We start from the raw sequence: 14,485 nt of genomic DNA, 5'->3' as shown, positions 1-14,485 counted from the left end.
GCCGCCCCCCGCGCATCAGTAGGCCCCCTGCCCGTGGAGGACTGCCCGCAGCGTCTTCCACAAGATCACCGTGTCGAGTGCGAGCGACCAGTCCTCCACGTACCGCAGGTCCAGCCGGACGGCCTCCTCCCACGACAGGTCGCTGCGTCCGCTGATCTGCCACAGCCCGGTGAGGCCGGGCTTGACCAGCAGCCGCCGCCGGATGTCGGGGCCGTACGCGGCGGACTCCTCCGGCAGGGGAGGACGCGGACCGACGAGCGACATCGATCCGGTGAGTACGTTGAACAGCTGCGGGAGCTCGTCGAGCGAGTACCGGCGCAGCACCGCGCCCACCCGGGTCACCCGCGGATCCCTGCGGAGCTTGAACAGCGGGCCGGCGCCCTCGTTGCGGTCGGCGAGCTCGGCACGCGCCTGGTCCGCCCCGACGACCATGGTGCGGAACTTGAGAATGGTGAACTCGCGGCCGTCCTTGCCGACCCTGCGCTGGCGGTAGAACGCCCCGCCCCGGCTGTCCACCGTCACAAGCAGCGCGACGAGCGCCATCAGCGGCGCGAACAGCACCAGCAGGACCGCCGCGCCCACCCGGTCGACGACCCCTTTGACCGCCCGGCGGCCACCGGTGAAGGTCGGCATGCTGACCCGCAGCAGCGGGATCCCGAGCACCGCGTCGACGTGCAGCCGGGGGCCGGCCACCTCCATCAGGACGGGTGCCACGACCATCTCGGCGTCGCTGCCTTCGAGGTTCCACGCCAGCCGCTGCAGCCGGTCCGGGGACCAGTGCGGGTCCGGAGTGATCGCGACGACACGGTAGCCGTCGCGGCGGACGTGGACCGCGACGTCCGCCAGCCGGCCGACGACCGGCACCCCGTCCAGCCGGTCACCGTCGATTCCGGGACCGTCCGTCGTGCACACCGCGTCCACCCGCCAGCCGAGGTGCGGGAACTTGCGGGTCCGGGTGATCAGATCGCTGACGGTGGCCAGGCTCCCGGCGGCGAGCACCGGTCTCAGACAGCGCCCTTCCTTGCGTTCTTTGTGCAGCCCGAGCCGCAGCAGATACCGCGCGGTCATGGTGACGACCGCGATCGCGGGGATCGCGACGAAGATCCACAATTTGATATTGCGTGAGGTGAGCGCGATCCCGCCGAGCGCCAGCACGACGGTCGCCGTGAACAGCGAGCGTCCGAGCCGGCGGAATTCCTCGGCACCCTGGCCGAGAACGGCCGGCGCCCAGGCCCGGCTGACAGCGAGCGACCCCAGTACCAGCAGCTCGGTGCCGAAAGCGAGAATTCCCCACTTCTCATGCCAGTTGGCCGCGTCGCGCGACCCGAAGAAATTTCCGATCGCCGCCACCACGAAGGCGGTGCACACGGTGTCGCTGCCGATCACGGTACGGCGATATCGCTGTTCCCAGTCGGTCGCGGGCCGGCTGATCGGTCTGCCCGGTCGGTTCGCCAGACGCCCGCGCGCCGACGAAAACGGGTCGACTAGTTCCCCCTGTTGCACAGGACCCCCCAGGTCACCAGTGGTTCGACGTGGTCGCCTCACACTGTTTCGCCCCGGAAGGCACCCCCGTCCCTCCCGGCGCCGCGCTGATCCTCTCCCTCACGACCGGGAGGCCCCCGCCTCCCGCCGCCCTCGACCCCTCGTGCCGCTGCCGCGCCGCCACGCGAGCCCCCGTCCGGCGGCACGGAACGCACAGGTCCCCCTGGACCTCAAGGCGCGCGGAAACCCCTCGTCGTCTTTTTTCCGCAACGCCGGACCAAAGATCATTCCTCGTCGCTCAGTGTCTGAGCAGCCGAAGCACGGTCAATCTAGACCATCGGCGCCAGCGTGTAGAGGGGATGTGTGTAATTCGTGTGCAGGATTTCGGACTGGTTCCATCGATCGATGATCGCTCGGTGCTCGATAAGACCGAGGCAAATCGACGCGGCCGGCCGGTCGGACCTGGCTGAAAAGGCATGGAGGTGTGCCCTATTGCGCCAATGCGTGTGACGTGAGGTGCGTAAGTTAAGGGAGATGCATCGGCCCTGAAATGCCGTCAGTACGTGATCCCCAGCTCGCGGGGGAGTCGCCGCCGAGGGCCTGAAGGGGGCGAATTCCGCCGCGCGGGCCGGTTCGGGTCCGCCCGGCCCCTCCGCCACCGCCCCTAAGCGCGGGAAGGGGGCGGGGGTCGGCACGCTCCCGGAGCACCGGCGTCGTGTCAGGCGCCGACAGGGCGTCACACCTGCCTGCCGCCCGTTCTCATGGAAGGAACCACAAGGCATACTGTCGCCTCGTCACTGCAACAAATTGTTGAAGGAGTGAGAGTTGGCAGCCTGCTTCAGGACCGTCACCGTGGTGGAAGAGGCGCACCAGGACCAGGCGGAAGCTCTCCAGCGCGCCTTCCAGGAGGCGATCGCGCCCGCCACCGTGAACTACGACTTCGCGCACATCCGCGACGCCGCCGCTCTGCTCCCCGACAGCGACATCGTCAAGGTGGTGCGCGGCTGGAGGCTCCAGGAGGAGGCGCCTTTGCTGGTCATGGTGCTGTCCCTCAAGGAGGCGGTCCGCCAGGCGCTGCCACCGGAGGCGGCTCAGGCGACGTTCTGGGACACCATCGAGCGCGACCTCGTGGCCGCCTTCACCGACCTCGCCGCGCAGGAGGGCGAACCGGGGCTGGCCTACTACGCGGAGGAACCGGACCGCACCAGCTACTACCGCGATCTGTTCTTCGCCCTCCAGGACGCGGAAGCCGGCGCCTACCTGTACGCGGTGGCCTTCTGCACCGACGTCACCGTGGGCTTCGCCAAGCAACGCGTGGGGACCCTCGCCCTCACCGACACCGCGCCGTTCGCCGTGCAGCTCAACGCGATCGTCGTACGTCAGAAGCTCGCGCACCCGGCCTGACGCCACAGCGCGAACCGGCCCTACGCTCCGACCCCGGCCCTACGCTCCGACCCCGGCCCCCCTGCCTCATGGACCGAACCGCCCGCTCGCCGAACGGGAGGCAGGGGGAGGTGCTTCGGCGCCTAGACGAAGTCCGGGTCGACGATGCGCGCCTTGTAGATCACGGGACTGCTGCCGATCTGCAGGGCGCGGGCGCCCGCCGTGTTGAAGTGGACCCACTTCGTGCCGAAGGCGCTGCCCCCGTCGGAGGCGCCCGTCCACATCTCCTCGCCGGAGGCGTGCCGGACGAAGGACTTCACCTTGCGGCGGCCGTACAGCTCGGTGACCTTCTTGGCGGCCTTGTCGTAGCTGTAGACGCCGTTGGTGTCGGTGAACAGCAGGCGGTTGGGGCTGGTGTAGTCCGGCTGGAGGTCGTGGCCCCGGGTCACCTTGATCTTGCGCTCCGGGTCGGCGACGAGCTTGGCCGAGGTGGAGGTGGTCACGATCCGGTACGCCTGGAGCACGCTGCCGCCGATGATCCACATGCGTTCCAGGTGAGGGTCCCACAGCACGCCGTGCGCCTGGTGGAAGTCGAACTGCTGGGCCTTGACCAGGGTGCTGCTGGAGCTGCCGGTGCGCCGGTAGACGTAGATCTTGCCGCCCGGCGTGGCACCGCCGTCGCCGCCCGGCGCGGGTCCCCGGCTGCGGCCGGCCACCACCACGACACCCGTGCCGGGCGCCCGTTCGATGGCGTGCAGATAGGTCCCCAGCGACGCCGACCACAGCAGCTTGTTGTCGCTGCGGCGGCGGATGCTCGCCACCCCGCCGTCCCGTGTGCCGGTCGCGATCAGCAGGATCCGGCCGTCGGCGACGGTGTCACGGACCCGGTGCTCCATCGGGTGGCCGCCGGACGGCTTGAAGGACCACTTCACATTGGCGCGGGTGAACGGCTTGTTCCGAGCGAACTGGTAGATCGTGCCGGAGGTGACGTCCCCGACCAGGACGTCGAACGGCGCGGGCGCCGCGTGCGCGGTCTGCGCGGTCCACAACCCGGTGACCGGCGCCGCCACGGCTCCCGCCACCACACCCCGCAGCAGCGCACGCCGGTCCACCCCTGCCGTCTGCTCCTGCGCCCCGAGCCGCGGCCCGTCACCCCGCCGGTTGCCGGGTACGTCCATCGTTCCTCCCCCTGTCGCGACAACGACCCTTGCGTGACCGGGTCGTTCACCCGGTCGGCCAGGAGGACGCCCTGACGGGCGCACCGGTTCCCGATCGTGCCGGGGCCGTAGGACAGCGGTGGAACACCCGCCCTATCCCAGCGTCTCCCGAAGCGCGCGGATGCGGGGCTTCCACAGCCAGGCGCCGGTGCCGTCCGGCAGTCCGGCCGCCAGGGCCAGGACGCGCCGGGCGTCGTCGGTGCGGCCGGCGCCGACGAGGGCGGTGGCGTAGTCGTACAGATCGCGGGCCATTTCCTCCCGGTGGTCGGGGTCGCCGTCGAGGTCGGCGCCCAGGCGGTGCTCGAACAGGGGGATGGCGTCGGCCCAGTTGCGGCGGGCGAGTTCGGTTCTCGCGCGCGCGACGGTGATGAGGTTGTCCTGGGCGCGATCGTCCGTGCGGCCGTACGCGCGCAGCCAGGAGTTGTTCTCCAGCGCCTGGAGCTGGGCGACGGCGAGGTCGGGGTCGTCCGTGGCGATGGCGAGTTCCAGGCGGTGGAAGGTGAGGGTCATGATCCAGCGTTCGCCCTGGGCGTCGGCTCCCAGGCCGCGGAAGTAGGTCTCGGCCCGGTCCAGGAAGGCCCGGTAGGCGGCGGGTGCGAGCTCGCCGAGGTGGAACTCGAGCCGGCGCAGCGCGCTGGTGGTGATGTGCTCGCCCTTGGTGTTGCCGCGGCGCCGGTCGACCTCGAGGGAGCGGTGGAACCAGCGGCGGGCCGCTTCGGCGTCGCCGAGGAGGAATTCGAGGTAGGCGAAGTCGTAGTAGATCGCCGCGAGGTTGGCCGGTTCCTCGTCGCCGAGCGCACCGGGGGAGACCAGACGGCGCAGGATGCGGCCCGCTCGTTCGAGGTTGGCCGCGCCGCCCAGGCGCCGCAGGCGGGCCGACTCGGCGTGCGCGGCGACCACGGCGAGGGCCCGCTGGCGCTCGGGGGCGGCGTGCCGGCGGAGCAGTTCCTCGTCGCCCAGCAGGGTCAGGACGCGCTCGTGGAGGTCCTTGCCGTCGGGGCGGTAGCCGAGGGTGTCGCGCAGCTGGTCGTGGGCTTCGAGGCCGATGACGAGCCGGGCGAGGGCGCGTGCCACCTCGTCGCGGGCACCGGGTGCGATCGTCCAGGCGGCGATGTAGTCGGTGACCAGACTGGCGAACCCGACATCGGGGTGGCGGGCCTTGGCCCGGGCGAACGGCAGTCCGGTCAGCAGGCCCACGAGCGGCTCCAGGGCCTCGCCTTCGCCCTCCTCCAGGGCGGCGGCCAGATGCCGTGCGGTGTAGGTCAGGGCGTAGACGTCCTCGCAGGACTCCCAGTCGTGCCCGTACAGGCCGATCAGGCTGCGTGCCAGGTCGAGATGGTTCGTTGCAGGCTGCACGCGCCAATACTCCTGCCTGGAGGGGGCGGTGAGGAAGTCCGCCAGACTGCCGTGGCAGAACCTCACACGGTCCTCGTCGGCCCGCAGGATCGGCCCGAGGTCCTCCAGCACGGCCGCCAGGAACTCCGGCGCGTGGGCGGGGAATCCGAGGTAGCGGGTCAGCAGACGCGGCGGCAGCGGGGTGAAGGCGATGGCGAGCGTGGCCAGCAGCGGCTGGTAGTACGCCTTCCAGCGGCCCTCCGCCGCCCTGGCGCCCGCCACCCGGCGGCCCGCGGCGCGGCGTGCCTGGCCCAGCAGATACTCGTACAGGTCGTCCAGGCCGTCGGGCAGGCTCTCCGGGTCGAGCAGGTCGGGCAGGGTGCCGGCCCACAGCACGGCGTAGAGGAAGACGTTGTCGGCCTTGCGCGCCACCTCCCGGCCCAGGCCGGGCCGTCCGGTGATCCCGGCGCGGGCCAGTGCGGCATCGGCGTACCGGGTGATCTCGTCCTCGATCTGCCGGCGGTGCTCGTCCAGGCTGATGCGCGCGCAGCGGCCGCGCTGGCGCAGATAGAACTGCCGCAGCGGCGCCGGGCGGGTGGTCACCACGACCCGCAGGTTCTCCGGCAGTTCGCCGCAGTCGGTGAGCCAGTCGACGATCGAGTCCTCGCCGGTGGTCCAGCTGGTGGCCGCGCCGATCTCGTCCAGCGCGTCGATCAGCAGCACGATCGTGGCCGACCGGTCGGCCGCGGCCAGCCGGGCGGCCGGCTCGATCAGCGCCTGCCGGGTCAGATCGGCCAGATTGGTGCGGGACAGGTCGTCGACCAGTTCCCCGATCCGCACCGCGATCACCCGTCCGGCTGTCCCGGCCGACTGACGGACCTCGAAGGCGGTGCGCCGGAACGACGACACGACCAGTCTGCCGATCTCGACGCCGACCAGATCGTCGGCCCGGCCGATGTCCATCGTCGCGCTCACGGACAGGTCCAGATCCATCAACTCGGGCCGCAGCACCGCGATCTGATGCCCCACCCGGACCAGGAACGCCCGCCCGTCACCCGAGGACAACGGCGTGATGCTGTCCCGCCGGATGAAGTACCGCGCGTTGATCCCCGGCTCCCGTGCCAGGGACGCCAGCAGGGTGCTCTTGCCGGTGCCGGCGACTCCCTCGACGACGACGAACCGGACCCGCGGCGCCCCGAGGAGCGCTCTGACCCGCTCCACGAGCCAGTCCCGAGGGACCAGGTCGTGGGCGAGGTACTCCTGAAGGAGGTCCTCGAAGAGCAACTGGTCCCGGTGCATCAGTCGAGCGAGTCGATGTGCACCCCGACGACGGGCCCGTCCGCGGACGTCCCTTTGATGGTCGAGTCGACGGTCCCCGACGACCCCATCCTGCCCAGCCGGATCCCCGTGGCCCCCTCGTGGAGCCGGTCGACATCGATCACCGACCTGATCCGGTACTTGGCCGGCGCCCGGCGCTCTCCCTCGAAGTCGATCTGCCGGTCGTGCAGGTGCTCCAGCAGCGTCCGCGCCCGCTCCATCGCCGCCAGCGCCTCCTCGTCCTGGCGCACCTCGGCCCCCGGCCGCGCCGCCACCGCGCTCAGCGTCCCCCGCAACTCCCTCAGCTCGTCCCACTGCTGCGGCGTGGGCTCCCGTACGACCGGAAGATCCCTGTCCTCCCGCCGCCGGTCCAGTACATACCCGACCCGGTCGAGCAGGAAGGAGGCGGCGACAGGCAGGGCGGTCAACGACAGTGCGGCCAACGTGATGGGCTCCGGCATGCCTCACAGATACCGAAGAATCCCTCTCTCCGGGAGACCTTCGCCGAGATTCCCACGGACCAGGGACCCCGGAGGGCCGTACGCCACCACAGGCGCCCCGACCGTCACATCCCTGCTCTCGAGCAGCGCCCCGCCTCTGCGCCACGCCCCCGCTGCACCAGCGCGCCCTCGACGCCCGCCCCGGATCGGCCAGACGGGTCACATCAGGGGTGAGGCCGCCCAGGCGGGGAACGCGCTTCCCATGAACGAACTCCATCCTCTGGCCGCGTCCGGTTCCCCGTCCCTGTTCCTCATCCTCGTCGGCGTCGTGCTCGTCCTGCTGATCCTCGGCGCGTTCTGGTGGGGATCCCGCCGCGCGGCCCGACGCAAGTCTCCCGGCCCCACCGGGCCCACCGCCCAGCCACCGGCCGCCGCGACCCGCGAGAACTCCTGGGACACCCCGGACGACGGCACCGGCCACCGGCGCCCCTGACCACCCCGCGCGCAGCGGCCCCACCCCATCGGGCACGATGATCACGATCACTGTCACGACACGTGCACGAAGAACGGGGAAGCAACGCAGTGGAATCTGTCGGGGATCTCGCACGACGGCTCGTCGCGGCGAACAGCGGAGGGTGGACCCCGGACGGGGTGAAGGCCCTTGCGTCCGGGCTCGGCTGGGCCTTGAAGGAGACGCCGGCCGGTCCGGTCCTGGACACCGGGCGCTCCGCCGGTGACGCGCGGCTGCGCCCGGTCGGCACGTTCGAGGAGCGTTACGTCGGCGGCGAGTCGTACGTCGAGCTCGCCGTGCCGGTGCTGACGGCCGAGCCGGACGACGCCGCGCAGGCCGCGGCCTTCCGCGAGGTGCGCAGGGAGGTCACCGCGGCGCTGGGCAAGCCGTCGATCATGGGCTCCCACGGTGGCATGGGCCCCTTCTACGACAGCGGCCAGCTGTGGGGATCCCCGTTCCTGCGGTGGCGCGGGCGGCCGGACACGCTGGAACTGCGCGCCGGGAAGGCGGGCCCGGAGCTGGTTCTGCAGCCCACGGACCCGGCGGAGAACTGGTTCTGGCGGCAGGGCGTCGGCGAGGAGTACTCGATCAGCGGCTACTTCGGCAGTAACCGTGATCATGCCAACGCGGGCCTCGGTTTCCCGGGCGGCTGGACCGCCCGCAGCTGGCAGACCGTCACCCGGACGCTGGCCGACTTCCTCGGTGCGCTGCCCGCCGAGACGACCGCCCTCGGCATCAGGCTCGGAATGCCGTTCTACGGGCGCACCGACCGCGGCGCCCCGCTCCTGTTCGACGTGGTGTGCGCCGACCGCCTGGCCATCGGCTGCTTCGCCCCGGACGACATCGACCCCGCCGCCCTGGGCTGGGGCACCGTCGCCGAACACCCGGACACGGCCTCGATCTGGAGCGACGACGACCCGGTCTGGCGCGTGGACGCCGGCGGGCCCGGCCGGCCGAAGGGACGCGAACTCGCGGAGCTGCTGGTGGCCACCGCCCGCGCGGCGGGCGTGAGCGAGCCGACCGGCCTGATCGTGGGCGGTGAGGCATCGTACGTGGACGACTACCACGTCATCTACTACGGGCTGGGCCTGCCCACGGGCTGACACCTCCCGGCATGCGCCGTGCGGCGAGGCGACCGCACCGCCTGACGACGGTCGGTCTCCGCGGTGGCGGAGACCGACCGCCGCCGGCCCGGCGAACGGCCGATGGCCGCCCTCGCCCGGAAGGAGCCGGTGCCGCTACGGACTTCGGCGATCACGGCGTGACGGGCGGAAGGCGACCATGAGGTGCGCTGGTACGGCCAGGGTCACTTGGCCGCGAGCTGCCGGCCGGCCTCGCGGGCCGCGTCCAGGGCCTTGGCGTGCAGGTCGTCGGCGAGATCCTTGAGGTGCGCCATGGCCGGGGAGACACCGGCCAGGGTGAGCTCGCGCTCGACGATGACGAGGTCGCCCTGCCACACGTCGGCCAGGATGCGCCTGAGGTACGGCGTGGAGTGGTCCCAGCCCTCACGCGGAGTGCCGGGGGCGTAGCCGCCGCCGCGCACGGTGGTCAGAATGGTCGGCTTGTCCTTGAGCACGGGGCTGCCCACGGGGGCCCCGGCGATGATCAGGTCGACCCATGCCTTGAAGTGCTGCGAGACACCGAAGTTGTACAGCGGCACCGCCAGCAGGACCGCCTCGGCGGCCTCAAGCTCCGCAACGAGCGTGCCGGCGAGGGCCATCGCCTCGCGCTGGGCGGGAGTGCGCTCGGGCTCGGGCGTCAGGTTGCCGGTGTGGGCCAGGGGCCATGCGTCGGAGGGCAGCGGGTTGGTGCCCAGGTGACGGCGCGTCACCGGTGCGCCCGGGTGGGCCGCGGTCCACTCCGCCTCCACCAGGTCGGCGAGTTCAGCGCTGCTGGACGTGCCGGGAAGGATGCTGGCGTCGAGTCGGAATAAGCTCACGATGTCTCCATGAAGTCAGTGGTGCTGGCAATGGCAGCGCGATCCCGGTGGTTCGCGTCGTACGACGCAAGTGTGGGCCGCATGGCCTCAATCATCGCTCGGGCCGCTCCGGAGGTGAGCATCGGGTGGACCCTGTCGGTGGGCCCGGACCGCGGTGTGGCGGCCGGCCCATGAGCAGGCCCGTTCCCACCGTCATGAACGGGCGTCAGCAGGCCGCTGAGCAGGTATTCCAGTGCGGCGTCGGGGCGATCGCCGATCCTGGCCAGGTGTGCGGTTCAGGTGTCCGCGCAGGGGTGAGGTGCCGGAGGCTGCGGGCGTCTTCGACGGTGCGCTCCATGGTGACCTCCAGTGTTTCTCGTCCAGTTCTCCGGTGGGCCTTGAGCGTGCCGCTACGGGACCCGGTCGACGCCCCGGTTCTCAACGCCCCACACGCCCAGCCTGAACTGGTGCAGCGTCAGCGGCCAGGCATCCACGGTCGGGCTCGCGGGCGGCTACCGGCGGTATCTGGCGCGGAACTTGGACATCTGTCTCGGCAGCACCTGCATGGCGGCCACCGTCGCGGCCAAGCTGACGAGTGTCGCGAGGAAGGCCCCCGGATAGAGGTGGTTCACCCAGCACGGCTGCCACTCGCTCTGGCAGGGCGGAGAGCCTTTTCCGGGGACCGCGCGGGATACGGCCAGCGCGCTCACCAGCGCCACGGCCCCGTAGCCGACGCCGGCCACGACCCACCGGGGCGAGTACGTGCTGCCGTACGACGTGGCCCGACGGAACGAGCGCCGGGCGGCCCTGAACGTGACCGGAAGCAACACGCCGACGGTGACGCCGAATCCGAGGCCGGAGCCCGGCCAGTACGCGGCCAGTTGCCACAGCTCGTCACCGAGCCACAGGGACACTCCGAGAAAACCGGCGAGGGCTACGAGCACAGCGGCCTGCTGGGTGTGCTCCTTCCGGCTCGTGCTGCGCACCGAGCGCCCCATCGGTGAACCTCCCGGTGGTCTTGTGCGTGCGGCCGGTCTGATGGCAAACGATAGGGGAACGGGCTCCACGCCCACCGGCCAGGGGGCCATCGGTCACGGCTGCGGTGGAACGCCCCCCGCTACCCGTAGAGCTGACGCAGCTGGTCCAGGAAGAAGACGTGGAAGCGGGCGAGCGCGGCGGCTCCGTGCGGGCCGGTCGTGCGGAAGGTCGTGAGTTGGCGCAGGAACCCGGTCGGTGAGATGCGCAAGGTGCCGGCCGCGACGGCGACGGCGTCTTCGTCGTCCGCTTCTTCGGGCGCGAGCCGGTCGAGGACGACGTAGGGGAGGGTGGTGGTGGCCGGCCACAGGCGGGTCGGCGGGGCGGGGGCGAGGTCCTTGGCTCCGGTCAGCGTGCGGGGCCTGCCGTGGCAGTCGGTGAAGGGGAGCCGGTAGCGTAGTTCGCGGTGGCCGGGTGCCGGGCCGGCGGCGAAGAGGTGAGCCTCGCCGTCCGTCACCGGGCGGCGTCCGCCGAGGCTGCGTGCCTCGATCCAGCCGTCCACGCGCGCGGTGTGCCGGGGATCGTCGAGGAAGGAGTCGATGTCGTCGATGGTCACCGTGAGCCGGACCGTCAGCGGCTCCCTTCCCGAGGAGTTGTCGACCGTACGGGGGTCGCCGTGGCCTGGCGTGCACGTGCCCTTCATGGTCTCGGTGAACTGCACGGAGTCGCGCGGTGCGCAGGTGGCCAGGGCGCGCGGGGCAGGAGCGGAGCGTGCAGCCGGGGAGTGGGGCGTCCGGGACTCCAGGAGCGCGGTACACGCGCGGTCCGCGAGCGCGGCCACGGTCAGCGCCGGGTTGGTGCCCACCGGGCCCGGCAGTGCGGCGGCGTCCATGACGTACAGGCCCGGGTGGCCGTGGACCTCTCCGTACGCGTCGCAGACGCCTTCCGCGGGGGTACGTCCCATGGGGGCCCCGCCGCAGGGATGCACCGTGATGATCCGCTTGAGCAGCCAGTGCGGGCTGTCGGCATACCGGCCGCCCAGTGCTTCGGCGACACCGCGCATGGCGGCGCGTACGCGCTCGTAGTAGGCGGCGCTGCCGGAGGTGGACCACTCGGCGTCCAGGGAACCGCCGCGCAGTCGCAGCACGCCGTCCGGGATGTCCCGGCCCATGCCGAGCAGCGGCAGCGAGGTGTCGGAGAGGGCGCCCTCGGCGAGGAACGCGGCGACAGCCGGCCCGAGTTCACCGCCTCGGGCCCCCACGGTGTGGCTGCGCAGCTGCTGGAGCAGGAGGCGCCGGGCCCGGCCGGGAGCTTGCGGCAGCCCGGCCGCCTCCACCAACCAGCCGACGAAGCCCGGATAGCCCCCGTCCTGGAGGTACCCGCCCCGGCCGGGCGGCAGGGGCCCTTCGCCGTGCGGCCCGTCGGCTGTGTCGGGCAGCCGGATCGTGCTCGTGATGACCGGGCCGCGCGCGGGATCGACGCTGCTGGAACGGGGCGCGCCGGTGTCCTGGGCGCGGACCGCGAACGACAGGAGGTCGCCGTTGGCCGAGAACCGCGTGCCGAGCGCCGGGCCCAGCCCCGGCAGGTGTCGTCGGTTGGCGAGCAGCAGGTGTGTCGTGCCGTACGTCCCGGCGGCGAGGACCAGCCGCTTGCAGGTGATCGTGCGCAGCCGGGGCCGCGGTTCCTCGTGTCGTACGTAGTCCACCTCGTAGCCCCCTCCGGCGGCGGGCCGGATCGCGCGGACCTCGTGGCCGGGCCGCAGGTCCGCTCCGTGCCGCTGGGCGCGGGAGAGGTAGGTCAGGTCGAGGCTGTTCTTGGCGCCTTCGTTGCAGCCGATGTTGCACTCGCCGCACAGGCGGCACGTCCTGCGGGCCACCCCGTGCAGGTTGGCGTCCGGCTGCTCGACGAGCGGCAGACCGATGGCCGGCTCGGCGCCCGGCTCGGGGGCGAAACTGACGGCGAGCGGCGGCAGGAAGTGGTCGAGGCCGAGCCGTTCGGCGGCCTGCCGCATCGCGTGGGCCTTGGGCACGTCGTCGTGGCCGGGGGAGTCGAGAGGGTAGGGGACGGGGGTCAGCACGCGCTCGACGGCGTCGTAGTGCGGGTCGAGTTCGGCGCGGGTGACGGGCCACGACTCATGGCCGCCGTCGGGAAGCGGCTGCCGGTCGACGAACCAGTGCTCGTCCTTGCGCAGCAGCACATTGGCGTAGATCAGCGAGCCGCCGCCGAGACCGCTGGCGACCACCGAGTCGAAGTGCCGGAACCCGCGTACGTCGAACAGCCCGTGACGGCCGTTCGCCGGTGCCCAGAAGGCGCGGGCGGCCTGGGCGGGAGTCCGGGGGAAGCTGCCGGGCGGATGGGCGCGGCCGCGTTCCAGCACCACCACGTCGAGGCCCGCCTCGGCGAGACGACAGGCGGCGACCGATCCGCCGAATCCGGAGCCGACGACGAGGACGTCCGTGTGCTCGACGGACGCGCTCGAAGCGACGGAAGCGGCCGAAGTGTTCCAGGCGTTCGAAGCGGCCGTGGGCTTGTCCGTCGCCATCAGCTCGCCCGCCGCTCGATGAAGTCGGAGATCAGCGGGAAGACGTCCCGGTGCGCGTTCTTGCCGATGATCGGGTCGAGGTGGCCGTATCCGGGCAGGACCGCCACCTCGTACTGCGCGGGCCTGTGCCGGGACAGCTCGCGGTGGCAGACGACGTTGGATTCACCGAAGACGTGGTTGTGTTCCCCGGTGAGGAAGAGGATGGGGGTGTCGATACGGTCGGCGTGGGCGAGGTAGTCGGCCGGCAGTACCGCATGACGCGGGTCCGCGGGGTCGTCGCGCACGGCGTGCCCGGCCCGTGCCATCTTCCGCATGTGGAGGTAATAGTGCAGGCCGGTGGGGCCGAGCAGATCGGCGATGCGGTCGTGTGTCTCGGGCGCCAGGTTCGTGTGCCGGTAGAGGGCGGGCCAGCCCGTCCCCCACATCGAACTGATCACATGGCAGGCCGAGTTGTCGCACTCCGGGTGGGCCAGCGACAGCAGCCGTGACACCGCCCAGTCCGGAGTGAAGCGGGGCGCCGCCGCCATCCGCGGGTCGAGGCCGCGCATCCCGAGTCCACGCCCGAGCAGCGTGGGCAGCACCTCCAGCTTCCAGCGCGACCACGCCGGCACCTTCACGATCAGCGAGACGCTCTGGGCGACCATGCTGCTGACTCCGGTCACCGTGCCCGCCGCCAGCCCCATGGTGAAGGACACCGAGCCGAGGCAGTGTGCGACGACGTGCACCCGCCGGTCGCCGATGTGCCGGCGCAGCTCGGCCAAGGTGGCCGGGTGGTCGAAGTGCGCGATGTCGTCGAGGGTGTGGGCGGTGGGCTCGGTGTTGTACGGGTAGCGGTTGCTCATCCGGAAGTCGACGGTCCATACGTCGCCGAATCCCCGATCGAGCAAGTGCCCGGCCAGGTTGGGGATCTCGGGCATGACGTAGATGTCGCTGGAACTCGTCAGCCCGTGCACCAGAAGGACCACGTCCTCGCAATCCTCGCGGTGGAAACGGGTCAGGTGCAGTCCCAGGCCGTCGTCCGTCGTGAACGGATGCACCGACACCCGCGCGTCGGAAACCCCTTGGGTCGTATGGCGTGCGATACCTGCCGTCATGGTGTTCTCTCCCCCTGTGTCGCCTGGACGAGCGGCACACGGGGTGGTCCGCCGCCCCACCACCGACACCGCCGGCCAGGCGCCCCCTGTCACACCGCTCACGCCGTGACACGTCCGCCTCCCCGCGGACGCGCGCCACCGGTGGCCCGGATACGGCGTCCTGCGACTTTACGAAGATCGCCGTCATGGGGGCGTCCCGCGGTAGTTGGACTCCGGGCTGCGACTTTGGCGGTATGCGTGTCGGTCCGGTCAGATTTCTGCGTTAGACGGT

At 71.6% G+C, this 14,485-nt stretch carries 11 protein-coding genes; 3 read left to right on the top strand and 8 right to left on the bottom strand.

Going from position 1 to position 14,485, the window contains the following annotated elements:
* Positions 1-15 precede the first annotated feature (15 nt).
* Complete coding sequence (locus tag ACSU6M_RS00860; RefSeq protein ID WP_437066112.1) at positions 16-1,503, bottom strand: sugar transferase; 1,488 nt, start codon at positions 1,501-1,503, stop codon at positions 16-18.
* Between the two features lie 804 nt (positions 1,504-2,307).
* Here ACSU6M_RS00860 and ACSU6M_RS00855 point away from each other — a divergent pair.
* Positions 2,308-2,886, top strand: coding sequence for a Type-2Aa cytolytic delta-endotoxin (locus ACSU6M_RS00855; protein ID WP_437066110.1), 579 nt, complete (start codon positions 2,308-2,310; stop codon positions 2,884-2,886).
* A gap of 122 nt (positions 2,887-3,008) precedes the next feature.
* Here ACSU6M_RS00855 and ACSU6M_RS00850 read toward each other — a convergent pair whose 3' ends face one another.
* From ACSU6M_RS00850 to ACSU6M_RS00840, 3 genes are all read right to left on the bottom strand, one after another.
* The gene (locus tag ACSU6M_RS00850) at positions 3,009-4,043 is read right to left on the bottom strand and encodes a hypothetical protein (protein WP_437066108.1); all 1,035 of its coding nucleotides are present in this window, start codon (positions 4,041-4,043) and stop codon (positions 3,009-3,011) included.
* A 132-nt stretch (positions 4,044-4,175) separates the two neighbouring features.
* The gene (locus ACSU6M_RS00845; protein WP_437066106.1) at positions 4,176-6,716 is read right to left on the bottom strand and encodes a hypothetical protein; all 2,541 of its coding nucleotides are present in this window, start codon (positions 6,714-6,716) and stop codon (positions 4,176-4,178) included.
* Positions 6,716-7,195 carry a hypothetical protein gene (locus tag ACSU6M_RS00840; RefSeq protein ID WP_437066105.1) on the bottom strand — a complete coding sequence of 160 codons (480 nt, stop codon included), beginning with the start codon at positions 7,193-7,195 and terminating at the stop codon, positions 6,716-6,718. Before ACSU6M_RS00840 ends, ACSU6M_RS00845 begins: the two co-directional genes overlap by 1 nt.
* A gap of 241 nt (positions 7,196-7,436) precedes the next feature.
* Here ACSU6M_RS00840 and ACSU6M_RS00835 point away from each other — a divergent pair, with 241 nt between their 5' ends.
* Complete coding sequence (locus ACSU6M_RS00835; RefSeq protein WP_437066103.1) at positions 7,437-7,667, top strand: DUF6479 family protein; 231 nt, start codon at positions 7,437-7,439, stop codon at positions 7,665-7,667.
* Positions 7,668-7,756: 89 nt separating this feature from the next.
* On the top strand, positions 7,757-8,788 hold the full coding sequence (locus tag ACSU6M_RS00830) for a hypothetical protein (protein ID WP_437066102.1): 1,032 nt from the start codon (positions 7,757-7,759) through the stop codon (positions 8,786-8,788).
* 203 nt (positions 8,789-8,991) lie between these two features.
* Here the strand turns inward: ACSU6M_RS00830 and ACSU6M_RS00825 are convergent, their stop codons facing one another.
* The 4 genes from ACSU6M_RS00825 to ACSU6M_RS00810 all read right to left on the bottom strand — a co-directional run bounded on the left by ACSU6M_RS00825 (position 8,992) and on the right by ACSU6M_RS00810 (position 14,214).
* Positions 8,992-9,624 carry an FMN-dependent NADH-azoreductase gene (locus tag ACSU6M_RS00825; protein WP_437066100.1) on the bottom strand — a complete coding sequence of 211 codons (633 nt, stop codon included), beginning with the start codon at positions 9,622-9,624 and terminating at the stop codon, positions 8,992-8,994.
* Positions 9,625-10,115: 491 nt separating this feature from the next.
* Positions 10,116-10,589 carry a hypothetical protein gene (locus ACSU6M_RS00820; protein WP_437066099.1) on the bottom strand — a complete coding sequence of 158 codons (474 nt, stop codon included), beginning with the start codon at positions 10,587-10,589 and terminating at the stop codon, positions 10,116-10,118.
* A gap of 131 nt (positions 10,590-10,720) precedes the next feature.
* Complete coding sequence (locus ACSU6M_RS00815) at positions 10,721-13,120, bottom strand: GMC oxidoreductase (RefSeq protein ID WP_437066097.1); 2,400 nt, start codon at positions 13,118-13,120, stop codon at positions 10,721-10,723.
* Positions 13,120-14,214, bottom strand: coding sequence for an alpha/beta fold hydrolase (locus tag ACSU6M_RS00810; RefSeq protein ID WP_437066095.1), 1,095 nt, complete (start codon positions 14,212-14,214; stop codon positions 13,120-13,122). The genes ACSU6M_RS00815 and ACSU6M_RS00810 overlap by 1 nt, the downstream gene beginning before the upstream one ends.
* Positions 14,215-14,485: the final 271 nt, after the last annotated feature.

Origin of the sequence: Streptomyces sp. enrichment culture, from assembly GCF_964272895.1 — a bacterium.
Taxonomy (GTDB): domain Bacteria; phylum Actinomycetota; class Actinomycetes; order Streptomycetales; family Streptomycetaceae; genus Streptomyces.
Note: the sequence above shows the minus strand (reverse complement) of the source record. Positions and strands in the feature narration are given on the sequence as shown.

What these genes read in the sequence shown, in the direction of transcription:
- ACSU6M_RS00850 (WP_437066108.1), bottom strand. Translation starts at nt 4,043, where the DNA reads ATGGACGTACCCGGCAACCGGCGGGGTGACGGGCCGCGGCTCGGGGCG.
- ACSU6M_RS00845 (WP_437066106.1), bottom strand. Translation starts at nt 6,716, where the DNA reads ATGCACCGGGACCAGTTGCTCTTCGAGGACCTCCTTCAGGAGTACCTC.
- ACSU6M_RS00840 (WP_437066105.1), bottom strand. Translation starts at nt 7,195, where the DNA reads ATGCCGGAGCCCATCACGTTGGCCGCACTGTCGTTGACCGCCCTGCCT.
- ACSU6M_RS00835 (WP_437066103.1), top strand. Translation starts at nt 7,437, where the DNA reads ATGAACGAACTCCATCCTCTGGCCGCGTCCGGTTCCCCGTCCCTGTTC.
- ACSU6M_RS00815 (WP_437066097.1), bottom strand. Translation starts at nt 13,120, where the DNA reads ATGGCGACGGACAAGCCCACGGCCGCTTCGAACGCCTGGAACACTTCG.
- ACSU6M_RS00810 (WP_437066095.1), bottom strand. Translation starts at nt 14,214, where the DNA reads ATGACGGCAGGTATCGCACGCCATACGACCCAAGGGGTTTCCGACGCG.